Annotated in this window: 17 protein-coding genes; 9 read left to right on the forward strand and 8 right to left on the reverse strand. The window is 71.9% G+C overall.

The window, feature by feature from the left end:
- The 4 genes from hsaD to I4J89_RS49880 all read left to right on the forward strand — a co-directional run bounded on the left by hsaD (position 1) and on the right by I4J89_RS49880 (position 2,672).
- Complete coding sequence (gene hsaD, locus I4J89_RS26715) at positions 1-807, forward strand: 4,5:9,10-diseco-3-hydroxy-5,9,17-trioxoandrosta-1(10),2-diene-4-oate hydrolase (RefSeq protein WP_196416829.1); 807 nt, start codon at positions 1-3, stop codon at positions 805-807.
- A complete protein-coding gene (gene hsaC / locus I4J89_RS26720; protein ID WP_196416830.1) occupies positions 804-1,706 on the forward strand; it encodes an iron-dependent extradiol dioxygenase HsaC in 903 nt (300 codons plus the stop codon). Before hsaD ends, hsaC begins: the two co-directional genes overlap by 4 nt.
- On the forward strand, positions 1,703-2,263 hold the full coding sequence (hsaB, locus tag I4J89_RS26725) for a 3-hydroxy-9,10-secoandrosta-1,3,5(10)-triene-9,17-dione monooxygenase reductase subunit (RefSeq protein ID WP_196416831.1): 561 nt from the start codon (positions 1,703-1,705) through the stop codon (positions 2,261-2,263). Before hsaC ends, hsaB begins: the two co-directional genes overlap by 4 nt.
- Positions 2,264-2,519: 256 nt before the next feature.
- On the forward strand, positions 2,520-2,672 hold the full coding sequence (locus I4J89_RS49880; RefSeq protein ID WP_230859628.1) for a hypothetical protein: 153 nt from the start codon (positions 2,520-2,522) through the stop codon (positions 2,670-2,672).
- Between the two features lie 13 nt (positions 2,673-2,685).
- Here the strand turns inward: I4J89_RS49880 and I4J89_RS26735 are convergent, their stop codons facing one another.
- The 6 genes from I4J89_RS26735 to I4J89_RS26760 are packed head-to-tail and all read right to left on the reverse strand — an operon-like array spanning position 2,686 to position 10,044.
- Positions 2,686-4,524, reverse strand: a complete 1,839-nt coding sequence (locus I4J89_RS26735) for a serine/threonine-protein kinase (RefSeq protein WP_196416832.1) — start codon at positions 4,522-4,524, stop codon at positions 2,686-2,688.
- Between the two features lie 46 nt (positions 4,525-4,570).
- The gene (locus I4J89_RS26740; protein ID WP_196416833.1) at positions 4,571-5,596 is read right to left on the reverse strand and encodes an acyl-CoA dehydrogenase family protein; all 1,026 of its coding nucleotides are present in this window, start codon (positions 5,594-5,596) and stop codon (positions 4,571-4,573) included.
- Positions 5,593-6,582 (reverse strand): acyl-CoA dehydrogenase family protein, encoded by a 990-nt coding sequence (locus tag I4J89_RS26745; protein ID WP_196416834.1) that lies wholly within the window; start codon positions 6,580-6,582, stop codon positions 5,593-5,595. The genes I4J89_RS26740 and I4J89_RS26745 overlap by 4 nt, the downstream gene beginning before the upstream one ends.
- A complete protein-coding gene (locus tag I4J89_RS26750) occupies positions 6,579-7,679 on the reverse strand; it encodes an acyl-CoA dehydrogenase family protein (RefSeq protein WP_196416835.1) in 1,101 nt (366 codons plus the stop codon). The genes I4J89_RS26745 and I4J89_RS26750 overlap by 4 nt, the downstream gene beginning before the upstream one ends.
- On the reverse strand, positions 7,676-8,512 hold the full coding sequence (locus tag I4J89_RS26755; protein WP_196416836.1) for an enoyl-CoA hydratase: 837 nt from the start codon (positions 8,510-8,512) through the stop codon (positions 7,676-7,678). The genes I4J89_RS26750 and I4J89_RS26755 overlap by 4 nt, the downstream gene beginning before the upstream one ends.
- Positions 8,509-10,044, reverse strand: a complete 1,536-nt coding sequence (locus I4J89_RS26760) for a FadD3 family acyl-CoA ligase (RefSeq protein WP_196416837.1) — start codon at positions 10,042-10,044, stop codon at positions 8,509-8,511. Before I4J89_RS26760 ends, I4J89_RS26755 begins: the two co-directional genes overlap by 4 nt.
- A 77-nt stretch (positions 10,045-10,121) precedes the next feature.
- Between I4J89_RS26760 and I4J89_RS26765 the strand changes: the two genes are divergently transcribed.
- The 4 genes from I4J89_RS26765 (at position 10,122) to I4J89_RS26780 (ending at position 14,490) form a co-directional block, all read left to right on the forward strand.
- A complete protein-coding gene (locus tag I4J89_RS26765; protein WP_196416838.1) occupies positions 10,122-11,264 on the forward strand; it encodes an acyl-CoA dehydrogenase family protein in 1,143 nt (380 codons plus the stop codon).
- A gap of 185 nt (positions 11,265-11,449) precedes the next feature.
- Positions 11,450-12,247, forward strand: a complete 798-nt coding sequence (locus I4J89_RS26770) for an SDR family oxidoreductase (RefSeq protein WP_230859659.1) — start codon at positions 11,450-11,452, stop codon at positions 12,245-12,247.
- A gap of 61 nt (positions 12,248-12,308) precedes the next feature.
- Positions 12,309-13,361, forward strand: a complete 1,053-nt coding sequence (gene pgfA / locus I4J89_RS26775) for a cell envelope lipid trafficking protein PgfA (protein ID WP_196416839.1) — start codon at positions 12,309-12,311, stop codon at positions 13,359-13,361.
- 4 nt (positions 13,362-13,365) lie between these two features.
- Positions 13,366-14,490, forward strand: a complete 1,125-nt coding sequence (locus I4J89_RS26780; protein ID WP_196416840.1) for a glycosyltransferase family 4 protein — start codon at positions 13,366-13,368, stop codon at positions 14,488-14,490.
- On the opposite strand, the gene I4J89_RS26785 is transcribed toward I4J89_RS26780, so the two are convergent.
- Both I4J89_RS26785 and I4J89_RS26790 read right to left on the reverse strand, forming a co-directional pair.
- Positions 14,475-14,642, reverse strand: a complete 168-nt coding sequence (locus tag I4J89_RS26785) for a hypothetical protein (protein WP_196416841.1) — start codon at positions 14,640-14,642, stop codon at positions 14,475-14,477. The two genes, I4J89_RS26780 and I4J89_RS26785, sit on opposite strands and share 16 nt — an antisense overlap.
- A gap of 10 nt (positions 14,643-14,652) precedes the next feature.
- Positions 14,653-15,768, reverse strand: coding sequence for a steroid 3-ketoacyl-CoA thiolase (locus I4J89_RS26790; protein WP_196416842.1), 1,116 nt, complete (start codon positions 15,766-15,768; stop codon positions 14,653-14,655).
- Between the two features lie 96 nt (positions 15,769-15,864).
- Here I4J89_RS26790 and I4J89_RS26795 point away from each other — a divergent pair, with 96 nt between their 5' ends.
- Positions 15,865-17,091, forward strand: a complete 1,227-nt coding sequence (locus I4J89_RS26795) for a cytochrome P450 (RefSeq protein ID WP_196416843.1) — start codon at positions 15,865-15,867, stop codon at positions 17,089-17,091.
- Positions 17,092-17,200 lie beyond the last annotated feature (109 nt).

The raw sequence follows: 17,200 nt of genomic DNA on the forward strand, positions 1-17,200 counted from the left end.
ATGTCCCTGCATTTCGAACGTTCCGGATCCGGCTCTCCTGTCGTGCTGCTGCACGGAGGCGGGCCGGGCGCGTCGGGAACGAGTAATTTCGGGAAGACCGCCCCTGTTCTGGCGTCGCACTTCGATGTCTTGATCGTCGACCAGCCGGGATACGGCGGCTCGGTCGACGAGCCGATCACCGGGCAGTACTTCACCTCTGCCGCCTCCGGCCTGGTCGACTTGTTGGACAAGCTGGACATCGAGAAGGTCGACCTGATCGGCAACTCGCTCGGGGGTGGCACCGCGGTCCGCTTCGCCCTGGCGTATCCGCGCCGGGTCCGCCGCTTGCTGCTGATGGGCCCGGGCGGGCTGAGTCTCAACGTCTTCGCGGCCGACCCGACCGAGGGCGTCAAGCGGCTCGGCGCCTTCGCCCGCGACCCGAGCCGAGAGCGGATCGCCGCCTTCCTGCGCACCCTCGTCTTCGATTCCGCGCTGGTCACCGACGAGCTGATCGAAGAACGCTTCCGGGCGGCTTCGGACCCGGCCGCGCAGCGTGCCATGCGTGCGATGGGCGCCTCCTTCGCAGACCCTTCGACGTACGAGGAAGGCCTGCTCTGGCGCGACGCGCACCGGCTGCGGCACGAGGTCCTGCTGGTCTGGGGCCGTGAGGACCGGGTGAACCCGCTCGACGGCGCCCTGGTCGCGCTCAAGCTGCTGCGCAACGCCCGGCTGCACGTCTTCGGCGGCTGCGGCCACTGGGCCCATCTGGAGAAGTTCGACGAGTTCAACCGGCTGGCCATCGACTTTTTGAAGGGAAGCCCCTCATGAGCGGTCTGATCCGATCCCTCGGCTACCTGCGGGTCGAGGCCACCGACGTGGACGCCTGGCGGGAGTTCGGCGTCAAGGTGCTCGGCATGGTCCTCGGTCGGGGGCCGTCGGCGGAGGCCGCCTACCTGCGCATGGACGACCTGCCGGCCCGCATCGTGGTGACGCCGGGCTCGCAGGACCGGCTGGTCGCGAGCGGCTGGGAGGTCGCTGACTTCTCCTCGCTGGCGCGACTGGCCGGCGTGCTGGAGGAGGCGGGCCTGGCGGTCAAACCGGCCGACGACGTCGACGACCGGCGGGTGGCCCAGATGATCAGCGTGGACGACCCGTCCGGCAACCGGCTCGAGTTCTTCTGCGGCGCGGCCCTCGACACCAGGCCCGCGATCAGCGCCTACGGCACCCGGTTCGTCACCGGTGACCAGGGCATGGGACATGTCGTGCTGCCTGCCCGCGACGACGCGGCCAGCCTGCGCTTCTACACCGAGGTCCTGGGCTTCCGGCTGCGCGACTCGATGCGCCTGGTCCCGGAACACCTCGGGCTGCCGCCCAGTGATCAGCCGATGTGGATGCGGTTCCTGGGCTGCGGGTCGCGCCACCACAGCGTGGCCCTCGCACCCATTCCGGCGCCCAGCGGCCTGGTCCACCTGATGATCGAGACCGAGACCATCGACGACGTGGGCCGGGCCATCGACCGCTGCGCCAGGCACAAGGCTCCGATGATCTCCACGCTGGGCCGGCACGCCAACGACGAGATGATCTCCTTCTACGTGCGCACGCCGAGCGGTTTCGACATCGAGTACGGCTACGGCGGGCTGACCGTCGACGACCGTACCTGGGTGGCCCGGCAGACCACCGCGCACAGCGTCTGGGGCCACCGCTTCTTCGGCGGCGGCGGACATTGACGGCCGTTCCGGTGAGTGTGAACACCCGGCGATTCCGCCGGGTGTTCGGCCACTTCTGCACCGGGGTCACGGTCATCACCACCTGCGACCCCGACGGCCCGGCCGGGTTCGCCTGCCAGGCCTTCGCGCCGCTCTCGCTGGACCCGCCGCTCGTGCTCTTCTGCCCGCAGGACCTCTCCGACACCTGGCGCCGCATCCGTGAGCGCGGCGTCTTCTGCGTGAACGTGCTCGCGGACGATCAGCGGGATCTCTCCAGGGCGTTCGGCGTCCGCGGCGACGACAAGTTCGACGGGGTGCGGTGGGCCGCCGCGCCGTCCGGCGCCCCCGTCCTGGACGGGGCGCTGACCTGGGCGGACTGCCGGATCGAGGCGGTCCATCCGGGCGGTGACCACGTGATCGTGATCGGCCGGGTGATGACCCTGGGGGAGTGCCGGGATGCCGGGCCGCTGCTGTTTCACAAGGGCCGCTACACCGGTACCGCGGCGGTGTCGCCGCACGAGCCGCCGGAGGTGGTTGACACGTTGCTGGCCTGGCCAAGGCACACCGATTGGATATAACCTAGTCGCGTGACAGCTAGTCGTATGCGAAACGGATGCTCTTGATGGAGAAGGGTCTCTCCGAAAGGGCGGACAGCGTGGACAGCGAACAGGTGTGGGAGTGGTTGCGACCTCCCGTCGGGGGTTTCACGGCCGATGACCTGGACCGGATCCCTGGCCTTCCGCAACACGCCGAACTCATCGACGGTGCTCTGATTCTGATGAGCCCGCAGAAGCTCGTCCATGCAAAGGCTCTTCGTCTGCTCGAGAGCGGCTCGTGGACGACCAGGCCGGAAAGATGAACGTGTCGACCTTCGAGCTGGACGTGGAATCCCGTCGATACAAGCCGACCGGCGACTTCCAGGACCGGCTGGAGCTGTCCCGGCCGTTCGACATCGACATCGACCTCACCGAGATCGACCGGATGTGACGCCCGCCCCGGGTCAGTCGCAGTGCTCGAACGGGCTCGCGTAGGTCGCTGTGCCCACCGCGCCGCCCCATTTGACGCACGTCGCCTTCGCCGTAGCGCTGATCGGACCGGCGTAGTACGCGAACGAACCGCTGTCGGTAACCCGGGACTTGCCCTTGACCTCAAGATATGCGGTCGTCGCCGTCTTCTTGCCGACCGAAACCGTCTTGAGCGTGACCACGCAGTTCTTGCCGCTGCTCGCCTGGTACAGCAGGTGGACCCGGCCCTTCACGACGCCGGACGCCTTCAGCGGCGCCGAGTCGATCACCGTATAGCCGCTGCCGCACACCTGCGTCGCGGTGTACGGCTGAGTCGGCTCCGGCGCGGCAGGCGTCGTCGTGGTCGGCGCGGTCGTGGGCGTGCCGCTCGGCGTTGTCGTCGTCCCCGGGCCGGGTGTCGCCGGCGTGGTCGCCGGATCGGTGGGCGCCGACGTCGTGCCCGGGTGGGCCGGGCTGTCGCCAGTGCCGGCCGGTGACGAGGCCGGCGCCGGACCGTTCGGCTTGGCGGGCTTGCCGCCCTTGGACTTCGTGGGCTCGGTGACGGCCACCTCCTCCTTCGCCGCCACGTCCTCCCCTTGAGCGGGCGGCTGCTGGACCTGTGCCTGGCCGCCGGAGCCGGACTGGCTGGCCAGGACGACGCCGGTGCCGCCCAACGCGAGAACGACGGCGCCCGCTACGACCGCCAGCAGCTTCTTACGGCGGCGATCCCCGCCCGGCGCCGGCACAGCCGGCGCCTGCACAGCACCGGAAGCCGCCGCGCCGGGAACGGGCGCGGCGGCTCGATAGCCCGGCTGGCCGGGTGCGGCGGCGCCGTATGCGGGTGCGCTCGGCTGGACCGGAGCGGCGCTGCCGAAAGTCTGGCCAGGAGTGCCGCTGCCGTAGGTCTGGCCAGGAGTGGCGCTGCCGTAGGTCTGGCCAGGAGTGGCGCTGCCGTAAGTCTGGGCAGGAGCGGCGCTGCCGTAGGCGCGGGCCACCGCCCCACCCGGCTGGGCAGCGACCGCGCGGGCCGCCTCGGCCAGCGCGGCCGCGCTCGGGAAACGCTGCCCGGGCTCGCGCGCGAGAGCCCGCAACACCACGGCGCCGGCCGCCGCCGGGATGTCCGCGGGCAGCACCGGCGGCTGTCCGTGGATCAGTTGCGCGAGCACGGCCAACGGGTTGTCGCCGACGTACGGCGGCCGCCCGGCCAGGCAGCTGAACGCGACCGCGCCCAGGGCGTACACGTCGGTGGCGGCCGACACCGGCTTGCCCTCGGCCTGTTCGGGCGCCATGTAGTGCGCCGACCCCATCACCACGTTGGTGCTGGTGATGCTGGTGATCCCGGCCGACCGGGCCACCCCGAAGTCGACGAGCACGATCGCACCGGCCGGGCGGACCAGCAGGTTGCTCGGCTTCACGTCGCGGTGGATGATCCCGGCCTCGTGGGCGGCCTGCAACGCCTCGGCGACCTGCGCGACGATCGTCATGGTCTCGGCGACCCCGAGCCGGCCGGTCTGCTGAATCCGTTTCGTCAGCGGCGTTCCCTCGATGTACTCCATCACCAGGAAGTCGAACCGGTCGTCGCCGGCCATCGCGTTCTCGCCGTAGTCGTAGACCTGCACGATCCCGGGGTGGCGCAGCGCGGCCATCATCCGCGCCTCGGTGCGGAACCGGGTGATGAACTCCTGGTCGGCCATCAACGCCGGGAGCAGCACCTTGACCGCGACCTCACGGTGCAGCAGCAGGTCGGAGCCGCGCCACACCTCGCCCATGCCCCCGGCCGCGATCCGTTGCGTCAGCTGGTAACGGCCGTTGAGAACGATCCCCGGGGAAAGCACCGGATCATGTTAGACGGCGGGCGTCGATGTGCCTGCCCGTGATCCATCAGGCGAGACCCGCGGCGGACGCCAGGCGCTCGACGTGCTGGGCGGGGGAGCCGAACAGCTGGGCGGAGGCGTACGCGCGGCGGAAGTAGAGATGCGCGTCGTGTTCCCAGGTGATGGCGAGCCCGCCGTGCATCTGAACCATCTCCGCGGCGACCGCTTGGAAAGTCTCGGAGCAGCAGACCTTCGCCACCGAGGCCAACCGGTACGCCTCCGGTGCGCCGGCGACGAGCGCTTCGGCGGCGGTCCAGGAGGCGGAACGGGCGGCCTCCAGGCGTACGTGTGCCTCGGCGAGCCGGTGCTGCAGAACCTGGAACGAGCCGATCGGCCGGCCGAACTGGTGGCGGGTCTTCGCGTACTCGATGGTCAGCTCGAGCGCGCCGGAGGCGGCACCGACCTGCTCCGCGCTGAGCGCGACGCAGCCGATGTCCCACAGCGAAGCCTGCGGTTTCCCGCTCAGCCGGCGGCCGGCCGCGCCGTCCAGCCGCACCGTGCCCAGCCGGCGGGTCAGGTCCAGCGACTCCTCCGGATGCCGGACGGTCGCCGCCGCGTCCACCTCCCACAGCGAGCCGGCGGCGGCCACGATCAGCACATCCGCCACCCCGGCGTCCGGCACGTGCCGGACCTCGCCGCTGAGCCGATCACCGTCGACCGAGAAGGTGGGGGAGCCCGTCGCGAAGGCGACCGTGGCGATCAGATCGCCGGCGCAGATGCCCGGCAGCAGCCGGACGCAGGCTTCCTCGTCGCCGGATCGCAGCAGTGCCTGACCGGCCAGCAGCGCGCCGAGCATCGGTGCCGGGGTCAGCCGGCGGCCGAGTTCCTCCAGCACCACGTGGGTTTCGAGCAGGCCGGCGCCGGCTCCGCCGTACGGTTGCGGCACCGCCAGCCCGGCGACCCCGATCTCCTTGCAGAGGCGTGCCCACAGCCCCGCGTCGTAGCCGGCCGGCGTCCCGATCGCCGCGCGCGTGGGATAGCCGGCCAGCAGGCCCCGGACCGCTTCGCGCAGTGCCTCCCGTTCCTCGGTCACGACCGTGCCTCCTTCGCCAGTTCCGCCATCACCCGGGCCCGGTGCTGCTCGGCGGTGCCCCAGGACAGGGTCAGCGCCCGCACCTTGGTCAGCCACCGGCCCAGCCCCTGCTCCCGGGTGTAGCCGATCGCTCCGTGCACCTGGAGGGCCGCGCGGGCCGCCCGGTGTGCCGCCTCCCCGCACGCCACCTTCGCCGCGGACACGTCCCGATCCCGCTGTCCGGGGTGGGCGGCGGCCGCGTGGAGCAGCGGGCGGGCGAACTCCAGACCGACGGCCACGTCCGCGAGCCGATGCTGGACGGCCTGGAACGATCCGATCGGGCGGCCGAACTGGGTGCGCTGTCGTGCGTACCCGATCGAGGTCTCCAGCAAGGCCCGCCCCGCTCCCAGCAGTTGCGCCGCGCAGACCAGCGCGCCCATGTTCATCGCCTGTGCGACGGCGCCGGCGGCGCCGGAGGCCAGCACCCCGGCGGGGGAGACCTCGGCAAGCGTCCGGCCGGCATCGATCGAGGGGTACGCCGAATCGGCCCGTCCCGCCCACACCGTGTCCGTCCCCGCCAGCAGGATCAGGTCGGCCACGTCCGGATCCGCGGCGAACGGAAGCCACGGCGGTGCCGCCAGCGTCGCCACCACCCGCCCGGCCGCGATCTCCGGCAGCCACTTGTCCGCCGGCCCGTCCCGACCGGCCGCCGCCAGCAGTGCCGGAACCGCGCCGATCGACTCCGCCACCGGTCCCGGCAGCGCGTGATGTCCCAGCTCCTCGGCCACCACCACGAGATCCGCCACCGTCCCGCCGAGGCCGCCCCACCGCTCGGGCACGATCAGCCCGGTCACGCCCAGGCCGGCCAGCCGGCTCCACATCGCCCGCCACGGCGCCACGTCGCCGTCCGCCCAGGCGGAGGCCACCCCCGGCAGGTCGGCGTCGGTCAGCAGTTCGTGCACCGCGGCCGCGTACCCCGCCTGGTCGGTGCTCGGGGCGAGTCTCATCGCGGCAGCCCCAGCACGCGCCGCGCGAGGATGTCCCGCTGGATCTCGTTGGTGCCCGCATAGATCGGCCCGGCCAGGGCGAAGAGATACCCGGCCGTCCAGGCCGGATCGACCTCGGCGCGCGCCCCGAGCACGTCGAGCGCCGTCTCGTGCAGCGCGACGTCCAGCTCGGACCAGAACAGCTTGGTGGCGCTCGGCGGCACCGGCGCGTCGAGCGAGGCGTACGCCTGCATCCGGTACGCCCGGGCCCCGATCCACGCGTCCACCACCCGATCGCGCAGGGCGGGCCGAGGGTCGGACAGCCACAACGACACCAGGCGGTCCGCGGCCGCGGTGAATCGGCCCGGTCCACGCAGCGAGAGCCCCCGCTCATGACCTGCCGTGCTCATCGCCACCCGCCACCCGTCACCGGGCGCGCCGATCACGTCCTGATCCGGCACGAACACGTCGTCCAGAAAGATCTCCGCGAACCCCGCCGTCCCGTCCAGCTGCCGGATCGGCCGCACGCTCACCCCGTCCGCCCGCAGGTCGAACATCAGATACGTCAGCCCGCGGTGCCGCCCGGCCGCCGGATCACTGCGGAACAGCCCGAACGCCCGGTCCGCCACTGCGGCCCGCGAGCTCCACGTCTTCTGCCCGCTGAGCCGCCAGCCGCCGTCGGTCCGGATCGCCCGGGACCGGATCGCGGCGAGGTCGCTGCCCGCCTCCGGCTCCGACCAGGCCTGCGCCCACACCTGGTCGGCGCGGGCCATCGGCGGCAGGACGCGGGCGCACTGCGCGGCGGTCCCGTGCGCCAGCAGGGTCGGCGCCAATAGGAACAGCCCGTTCTGCCCGATCCGCACCGGTGCTCCGGCGGCGTGGTACTCCTCGTCGAAGAGCAGCGCGTGCAGCGGTGGCGCGGCCCGTCCGCCGTACTCGACCGGCCAGGACACGGCCGCCAGTCCGGCCGCCGCCAGCCGGCGCTCCCAGTCGCGGTGCGCCGCGTCGCCCGCCGGCGTGTCCACGGACGGCAGAGGGGTCGCCGGCAGGTTCGATGCCAGCCAGTCGCGGACCTCGTCGCGGAAGCCGATCGCCGCCGCGTCCAGGTCCAGGTTCACTGCGCGGCCTTCCGCATGGCGGCCGCGTCCATTCCGGCCAGCGGGTCCGCGCTGACCTCGGCGTTGTGCGCGTGCGCCACGTGGTGCAGGCCGAAGACGGCGTCCATGCCGGAGCGCATCCCCATCTGGTCCTCGCAGAGATTCACCGCCCGCTTCGCGAGCGCGAGACCGAACGGCGGCATGCCGGCGATCTTCTCGGCCAGTGCGAGGGTCGCGGTCTCCAGTTCGGCGCGCGGCACGACGCGATTCACCATCCCGATCTCGTACGCCCGAAGCGCCCCGAACCTCTCCCCGGTGAACAGCACCTCCTTGGCCATCCGGGGCCCCAGCACCCAGGGGTGGGCGAAGTACTCCACGCCCGGAATGCCCATCCGCACCACCGGATCGGCGAAGAACGCGTCCTCGGCGGCGACGATCAGGTCGCAGGCCCAGGCGAGCATCAGGCCGCCCGCGATGCACGCGCCCTGCACCATCGCGACCGCCGGTTTCGGGATCTCCCGCCACCGCCGGCACATTCCCAGGTAGACCTCCATCTCCCGGGCGTACCGGCGGTCCGCGCCGGCTTTCTCGACGTGCGTCCACCACGTCACGGCCCGGCGCGGGAACTCGGTGTCCGCGTCCCGTTCCGGGGTGCCGATGTCGTGCCCGGCGGAGAAGTGCTCGCCCGCGCCGCCGAGCACGATCACCGCCACGTCGTCATCGTCGACGGCCCGGGTGATCGCGTCGTCCAGGGCGTACGTCATCGCTGAGTTCTGCGCGTTGCGGTACCGCGGCCGGTTCATCGTGACGAGCGCGACCGGGCCGCGCCGCTCGTACAGCACCACGTCGGTCACGGCACCGGTTCCTCCCGCAGCTGGTATTTGACGACCTTGCCGGAGGCGTTGTGCGGCAGCTCGCGCCGCATGACCACGCTGCGCGGAACCTTGTACCCGGCGAGCCGTTTCCGGCAGAACTCGATAACCTCGATGACCGAGACGCCGTGCCCGGGACGCGGAACCACGTACGCCCGGCCGACCTCGCCGAGCCGCCGGTCCGGCACGCCGAGCACCGCCGCCTCGGACACCCCGGTCATCTCGGCGAGGACCCGCTCCACCTCGGCCGGGTACACGTTGAACCCGCCACAGATGTACATGTCCTTGAGCCGGTCGGTGATGGTCAGGTTTCCGTGCTGGTCGAGCCGCCCCACGTCGCCGGTGTGCAGCCACCCGTCGCCGTCGATCGTCTCGGCCGTGGCCTTGGGGTCGTCCAGGTAGCCGAGCATCACGTTCGGCCCGCGCAACAGCACCTCGCCGTCGCTCTCACTGATCCGGACCTCCATCCCGGCCACCGCCCGCCCATTGGTGGACGCCACCGTCCGCACGTCGTCCTCCGGCCGGCACATCGTCGCCACCACGGCCTCGGTCAGCCCGTACGCCGTGAGCACCGTGCTGAACCCCAGCTCCTGTCGGATCCGCTCGATCAGCGCGGCCGGCACGATCGCCGCCCCGGTCACCGCGAGCCGCAGCGAGGAGAGGTCGTAGGCGTCGCGGGCGTGGTGGTCGAGCAGGCTGATGTAGAGGGTCGGCGCTCCCGGAAGGACCGTGATCGCCTCCGTGGCGATCACCTCCAGGGCCCGCCGCACGTCGAAGACCGGCAGCGGCACCACGGTGGCCCCGCTCTGCAGGCAGGCCAGGATGCCCGCCTTGAGCCCGAAGCTGTGGAAGAACGGATTGACGACCAGGTAGCGGTCGGCGGGGGAGAGGCCCCCGACCTCCGCCCAGGCCGCGGCCACGCCCAGTGCCTGCCGGTGTGCGCTCATCGCGCCTTTGCTGCGCCCGGTCGTGCCCGAGGTGAACAGGATGTCGCTGACGTCGTCCGGCGAGACGGCGGCCGCCCGCGCGTCCGCGTCCGCCTCCGGCACCTCGTCGGCCCGGCGGAGGAAGGCCTGCCAGTCGCCGGTCTGATCAGTGCTGGCCGGCGCGGGCACGCCGACGACCAGCGGCGGCAGCGCCTCGCCGGTGGTGCGCAGCGCGGCCAGCCGGTCGGTGCCCAGGAACGGTTCGCTGACGACCAGGGCACGGGCTCCGCTGCGGCCGATCACATCGGCCGCCTCCACCCCGGTGTATCGCGTGTTGACCGGCACCAGCGTCGCTCCCGCGCAGCTCGCGCCGAGCGCCGCCAGCATCCAGTACGACGTGTTCGGCGCCCACACGGCCACCCGGTCGCCCGGATTGATTCCCGCCGATATGAACGCCCGGGCCACGGTGCGGATCTCGGCATGCAGCTCGGCGAAGCTCCACCGCCCCACACCCGGTTCCACCAGCGCGGGCGCCGAACCGTGCCGCCCCGCTGCCTCCGCCACCGCCGCCGGGATGGTCGATTCCATCCGGGCCTCCTGATGGTTTACCAAGCAAGTGCTTGGTCGGTAGGGTGAGCCTACGCGCGCTCCGGGAGGTGACGCCAGTGGACGACGAGGCGTTCCGGCGTGAGATCAGGGACTGGCTGGCCGCCAACATCACCGACGACGTGCGCGGTGCCGGCGGCCCCGGGCGAGAGAACGAGGCCTTCCCGCAACGGCTCGCCTTCGCCCGGCGGCTCGCCGCCGCCGGGTGGACCACGCTGGCCTGGCCGGTGGCGCACGGTGGGCGCGGCGCGTCGCTCGCGCAGCAGGTGATCTTCCATGAGGAGTACGCGAAAGCCGGCGCACCCAGCCGTGTCGACCACATCGGCACCACGATGGTCGGTCCCACCCTGATGGACCACGGCACTCCCGAGCAGCAGCGCCGTTTCCTGCCCGCCCTGGCCGCCGTCGACGAGCTCTGGTGCCAGGGCTACTCCGAGCCCGGCGCCGGCTCCGACCTGGCCGGCGTCACCACCCGGGCCCGTCTCGACGGCGACCGGTGGGTGCTCACCGGGCAGAAGGTGTGGACGTCGCTCGCCCACGTCGCCGACTGGTGTTTCGTGCTCGCGCGTACCGAGCCGGTCCCGGACGGTGGCCCGCGCCACCGCGGCCTCTCCTACCTGCTGGTGCCGATGCGGCAGCCCGGCGTCACGGTCCGCCCGATCCGGCAGCTCACCGGCGACAGCGAGTTCAACGAGGTCTTCTTCGACGAGGCGCGCACCGAGGCGGACCTGGTGGTCGGCCGCCCCGGCGACGGCTGGAAGGTCGCCATGGCCACCCTGGCGTACGAGCGGGGCGCCGCCACCGTCGGCCAGCAGATCGGCTTCCAGCGCGACCTCGACGACCTGGTGGCCCTGGCCCGGCGCACCGGAGCGGCGGCCGACCCGTTCCTGCGGGAGCGGCTGACCCGCGCCTGGATCGACCTGACCGTGCTGCGCTCGCACACGTTGCGCTCGCTGGCCGCCCCGCAAGTGCCGCCCGGCAACCCTTCGGTGGTCAAGCTGCTCTGGACCCGCTGGCGGCAGGGGCTGGGCGAGCTGGCGATGGACGTGGTCGCCGCGGGCGACGCCGGTGACGAGGCCGGCCGCTGGGAGCGGCTCTTCCTGTTCAGCCGGGCGGACACCATCTACGGCGGCTCCAACGAGATCCAGCGCGGCATCGTCGCCGAGCGGGTCCTGGGGCTGCCCCGCCAGAGGCGGCCGTGAGACGGCCGCGGCCTTCGGCCGGGTCACCGGGGTCGGGGTTGGGCTCGCAGGCTGGGGGTCCGGAGGTGGCGGGCTCGAACCCGCAGGGGGCGGGCTTGGATTCGGCGGCCGGGTCACCGGGGTCGGGGTTGGGCTCGCAGGCTGGGGGTCCGGAGGTGGCGGGCTCGAACCCGCAGGGGGCGGGTCTGAATTCGGCGAAGGCGGTGCCGGATCCGCAGTCGCCGGCGGGGAGGGGGTTGCTTACCGGCAAGGTTGTGGTGGTGACTGCGGCGGCCGGGGCCGGGATCGGTTCGGCGGTCGCCCGGCGCTGCCTGGACGAGGGTGCCCGGGTGGTGCTCGGCGACAGCCACGAGCGCCGGCTCGGCGAGATCCGGGACCGGCTCGCCGACGCGTACCCGGCCCGGGTCTGGGCGGTGCCGTGCGACGTGACCGACGAGGCCGGCGTCCAGCGGCTGATCAACGGCGCCGCCGACCGGTACGGGCGCCTGGACGTGCTGGTCAACAACGCCGGGCTGGGTGGTGACCGGCCGGTGACCAGGATGAGCGACGACGAGTGGGACCTGGTCCTCGACGTCACGCTGACCGGTACGTTCCGGTGCACCCGGGCCGCGCTGCGCCGCATGATCGCCCAGGGTGGCGGCGGTGCCGTGGTCAACAACGCCTCGGTGCTCGGCTGGCGGGCGCAGGCCGGTCAGGCGCACTACGCGGCGGCGAAGGCCGGGGTGATGGCGTTCACCCGGTGCGTGGCGCTGGAGGTCGCCGAGCACGGCATCCGGGTCAACGCGGTGGCACCCAGCCTGGCCGCGCATCCCTTTCTCAGCAAGGTGATCAGCGAGGACGAGCTGACCGCGCTCGCCGGCCGGGAGGCGTTCGGCCGGGCGGCGCACCCGTGGGAGGTGGCGACCGTGGTGGCGTTCCTCGCCAGTGACTACGCGTCCTATCTGACCGGTGAATGCATCTCGGTCAGCAGTCAGCACCCGTAGGGCTTTTCATCGATGTTACGGGCCAGTAGATTGTAACGCGTTCTACTGTGGGGAGGACGCGATGAAGCGGCGGATCACAGGTGCCACACTCTTCGGGCTGGGCATCCTCTGCGTGCTCCTGGCGGGCGCGCTGGCCTGGATAATCGTCCCGTCGCAGCGGAAGGTGCCCCTAGACCTGATCCCGCCGGACGTGGTCCTGGAGGCGTCGAACGCCACATTCGCGCAGGTGCAGCTCGGCCCGGACGGTGCACCGCAGCTCACCGTGGAGAACGCCGGCCTGCGCGCGACCACCGGCATCAAGCCCGACTTCGAGGCCGCCGCCGACCTCACCGGCGACCTCGAGGGCAACACGGTGATCTGGAACGTGTTCAACGCGACCGACCGGGCCGACACGGGTGCCGCGGTCAACCGGTCGGAGAGCCGGATCGCCCTCGACCGCGAGTCCGGCGAGGCCGTGACGTGGCCCGGCCAGTGCCACAACGAGGCCCCTCAGGACCCGAGCCAGAACACCGCCTGCACTCCGGGCAACGTGGACTTCGAAGGTCAGCTCTACCTCTTCCCGTTCGGTACGCAGAAGCAGACCTACCTGTACTGGGACTCCGCCCTGCACGAGGCGCTGCCGATGGAGTACCAGGCCGAGGAGGAGTACAACGGCCTGCCCACGTACCGGTTCGAGCAGCAGATCCCGCAACAGATCATCAACCTGGAACCGCAGGAGCTGAGCGCGCTGCTCGGCTTCCTCACCCCGGGCTCGACCACCGGCTCGGTCACCTACCAGGCCACCCGCACCATCTGGGTGGAGCCGGAGACCGGCGCCATCGTCGGATATCGCGAGCTGCAGCACCGCGAGCTGGTGCCGGTGGTCGGCACGCCGGTGGTCATCTTCGACGCCGACCTGGGCTACAACCAGGCCACCCTCGACGTGGTGGGCGAGAAGGCGGCCGATGGGCGCAGCCAGTTGCGGCTCCTCGGCACCTACGTTCCGATCGGCCTGGTCGTCCTGGGCCTGCTCCTCGCCGTCCTCGGCTACCTGATCGCCCGCCGGGGGAGGCGGCCGTACTACCAGGCTCCAGCGCGCACCGCCGAACCGGAGACGACCCGCGCGCAGGCCTGAGCCCATGGAGTCCGCCGCGCGGTCGCGCCATGTCCTGTTCCTCAACTGGAGAGACACCCGCAACCCCGACGGCGGAGGCTCCGAGGTCTTCGTCGAACGGATCGCCGCCGAGCTGGTGAGGCGCGGCCACCGGGTGACGCTGTTCTGCGCGGCGCACCCCGGCGCCCCGGCCGACGAGACCCTGCCGTCCGGCGTCCGGGTGCTGCGGCGCGGTGGGTGGCGCACCGTCTACCTGTGGGCGGCGTGGGTCTGCCTGACCGGCGGTCTGCGGCCCGATCTGATCGTGGACGTCTGCAACGGCGTGCCGTTCCTGTCGCCGCTCTATGCCGGCTGCCCGACGGTCGTCGTGGTCCACCACGTGCACCGGGAACAGTGGCCGGTGGTGCTGCCCGGCTGGCGCGGGCGGCTGGGCTGGTGGCTGGAGTCGCGGGTCGCGCCGCGCGTCTACCGGCGGTGCCGGTACGTGACCGTGTCCGAGCCGACCCGGGAGGAGCTGATCCGGCTCGGCGTGGACCCGGCACGGATCACGATCGTTCGCAACGGGCTCACCCCGGTCCGGGACGAGGCGGTCGCGCGTACGCCGTACCCGAGTCTTGTGGTTCTCGGAAGGCTGGTGCCGCACAAGCGGGTGGAATATGCCCTGCGCGCCCTCACGGCTCTCCCGGACGCCCGCCTGGTCGTCGCCGGACGCGGCTGGTGGGAGCCGGAGCTGCGGCGGCTGGCCGCCGAGCTCGGCGTCGCCGAGCGCACCGAGTTCGCGGGCTACGTGAGCGAGCACCGCAAACACCGGCTGCTCGCGTCGGCCTGGGTGGCGCTGGTCCCGTCGGTCAAGGAGGGGTGGGGACTGACCATCCTGGAGGCCGGGGCGCGCGGAACTCCGACGATCGCGTTCCGGGAGGCCGGCGGTGTGCGGGACGCCATCGTGGATGGTCAGACCGGGCTGCTCGCCGACGACCCGGACGAATTCGTGGCACTGATCCGATGGTTGCTCAGCGATGAGAAGACCCGGCAGCAGCTGGGCGAGGCCGCACACGCGTACGCCCGGGGTTTCACCTGGGCCGCGTCGGGCCGCCGCTTCGCCCAGGTCGTGGACGAGGTGGCGGCCCGGCCGCGTCAGCGAGTGCCGTAGAAGTCCGGCGGCACGCCCGGGTCCCCGTTGGACGAGTTCGAGGCCACCTCGGTGGCGCTCGGATTGAGCGCGGCCATCATGGCGGTGACGCCGATGACCGCGAGAACGATCGCGATGATCGCGCTCACCACGAGGCTCTTCACCAGTAGCATTCGTTACTCCTCACAGCCGCTCGATGATGCTCGCGGTCGACATGGCGCCACCCGCGCACATGGTGATCAGCGCGGTGCCGCCACCCGACCGCTCCAGCTCGTGCAGTGCGGTGGTGATCAGCCGGGCGCCCGTGCTGCCGACCGGATGGCCCAGCGCGATCGCCCCGCCATTGACGTTAACCCGGTCCGGGTCCGCGCGGTACACCCCGAGCCAGGAAAGAACGACGCTCGCGAATGCCTCGTTCACCTCGACAATATCCAGATCCTCGACTTTCATGCCGGCCTTGGACAGCACCCGCCCGGTGGCGCTGATCGGCCCGTCCAGGTGGTAGTAGGGCTCCGCACCGACCAGGCACTGGGCAAGGATCCGGGCTCGCGGGCGCATTCCGAGCTCGCGGGCCCGGTCCGCGTCCATCAGCAACACGGCCGCCGCACCGTCGGATATCTGCGACGACGTGCCCGCGGTGTGCCGCCCGTCCGGCAGCACCGGACGCAGCCCGGCCAGGCCCTCCAGAGTGGTCTCCCGCAGCCCCTGGTCACGTTGTACGCCGGCCACCGGGGTCACCTCGCGGTCGAAGCGCCCCTCCGACCAGGCCCGGGCGGCGTTCGCCTGCGAGCGCACCCCGAACCGGTCCAGATCGGTACGGCTCAGACCGCGCCGCTCGGCGATCCGCTCGGCGGCCACGTACTGGTTCGGCAGGTCGATGTCCCACGAGTCGGGGCGGGGCAGGCCGGCCGCACCCAGGTTGGCCCGCAGCGGGACCCGGCTCATCGACTCCACCCCGCAGGCGACACCGACGGAGATGGCGTCCGCCGCGATCAGCCCGGCGATCAGGTGTGCGGCCTGCTGCGCCGAACCGCACTGCGCGTCGACCGTCGTGCAGCCGGTGGTGTGCGGCAGCGCGGCGTGCAGCCAGGCGGTCCGGGTGACGTTGTTGGACTGCTCGCCGCCCTGGGTGACGCAACCACCGATGACCTGCTCCACCACGGCCGGGTCCAGCCCGCCGCGGGCGATCAGGGCGCGCTGGGCCGCGCCGAGCAACTCGGCCGCGTGCAGCCCCGACAGCCACCCGTCGCGGCGGCCGATCGGGGTGCGGACCGCATCGACGATCACCGGTACGCCCACGCCCACCTCCAGATAGAACGTGTTCTCGCTTTGAACCTACCATCCGGTACACCGATCGTGTTTGAATCGCTAGAACCTGTTGCTGTAGGAGGAGCCGTGGCCGAGCCGCGCACCCGCATCGACTTCACCGATCCGGACATCTACGTCAACGGCATCCCGCAGGCCGAGTTCGCCGAGGCCCGCCGGGCGTACCCGGTCAGCTGGGTCCCGCAGCCCCGCGGCAGCGCCGGCTTCGACGACGAGGGCTACTGGGCGGTCACCAAGCACGCCGACGTGATGACCGTGTCCCGCGACAGCGACACCTACTCCAGCTGGGAGAACACCGCGATCGTCCGGTTCCAGGCGGACATGCCGCGGGACCGGATCGAGATGCAGCGGTACATCCTGCTCAACATGGACCCGCCGCAGCACACCCAGCATCGGGCCATCGTGTCCCGGGGCTTCACCCCGCGCGCCATCAACAGCCTCCGCGCGGCGCTGTCCGCCCGCGCCGAACGCATCGTCAGCGAGGCCGCCTCGGGGGATTCCGGCGACTTCGTCACCGAGATCGCGTGTGAGCTGCCGCTGCAGGCCATCGCCGAGCTCCTCGGCGTACCTCAGGAGGACCGGCGCAACGTCTTCGACTGGTCGAACGCCATGATCGGCCAGGACGACCCGGAGTTCCAGGCCGCCGCCGACCCGATCGAACCCGCGATGGCCCTGCTCGGCTACGCCATGCAGCTGGCCGACGAGCGCCAGACCTGCCCCCGCGACGACATCGTCACCACCCTGGTCAAGGCCGAGATCGCCGGCGAGCACCTGTCCACCGACGAGTTCGGCATGTTCGTACTGATGCTCGCCGTCGCCGGCAACGAGACCACCCGCAACGCCATCTCCCACGGCATGCTCGGGCTGCTCGAGCACCCGGAACAGTGGGAGCTCTACAAGCAGACCCGCCCGCGCACCGCCGTCGACGAGTTCGTCCGCTGGGGCAGCCCGATCAACTCGTTCCAGCGCACCGCCCTGCACGACACGGAACTCGGCGGCGTCTCGATCGGGGCGGGCCAGCGAGTGGCGATGTTCTACGGCTCGGCCAACTACGACGAGGACGTCTTCACCGACCCGCGGACCTTCGACATCACCCGCAGCCCCAACCCGCACCTGGGCTTCGGCGGCAGCGGCGCCCACTTCTGCCTCGGCGCCAACCTGGCCCGCCTGGAGATCGATCTGATCTTCAACGCGATAGCCGACCACATGCCCGGCATCAGCCTCGCCGGCCCGGCTCAGCGCCTGCGCTCCGGCTGGATCAACGGCATCAAGCACCTCCCGGTCCGCTACCGATAGAGGTACGCGTAACCGCCCGCCCCGCCGAATCCGGCCTGTCCCGCCGAGCCGCGCGATCGTGCTGCCACCCCAGGCCCCACCGCGCCCGCCGGGCCGATGCGCCGGCCGG

Source organism: Actinoplanes aureus (assembly GCF_015704865.1).
GTDB classification, from domain to species: domain Bacteria; phylum Actinomycetota; class Actinomycetes; order Mycobacteriales; family Micromonosporaceae; genus Actinoplanes; species Actinoplanes aureus.

Bases quoted from the DNA above. Each gene is read 5' to 3' on its own strand.
- pgfA (WP_196416839.1), top strand. From the start codon at position 12,309: ATGAAGCGGCGGATCACAGGTGCCACACTCTTCGGGCTGGGCATCCTC.
- I4J89_RS26745 (WP_196416834.1), bottom strand. From the start codon at position 6,582: ATGAGACTCGCCCCGAGCACCGACCAGGCGGGGTACGCGGCCGCGGTG.
- hsaD (WP_196416829.1), top strand. From the start codon at position 1: ATGTCCCTGCATTTCGAACGTTCCGGATCCGGCTCTCCTGTCGTGCTG.
- I4J89_RS26785 (WP_196416841.1), bottom strand. From the start codon at position 14,642: ATGCTACTGGTGAAGAGCCTCGTGGTGAGCGCGATCATCGCGATCGTT.
- I4J89_RS26780 (WP_196416840.1), top strand. From the start codon at position 13,366: ATGGAGTCCGCCGCGCGGTCGCGCCATGTCCTGTTCCTCAACTGGAGA.
- hsaC (WP_196416830.1), top strand. From the start codon at position 804: ATGAGCGGTCTGATCCGATCCCTCGGCTACCTGCGGGTCGAGGCCACC.
- I4J89_RS26760 (WP_196416837.1), bottom strand. From the start codon at position 10,044: ATGGAATCGACCATCCCGGCGGCGGTGGCGGAGGCAGCGGGGCGGCAC.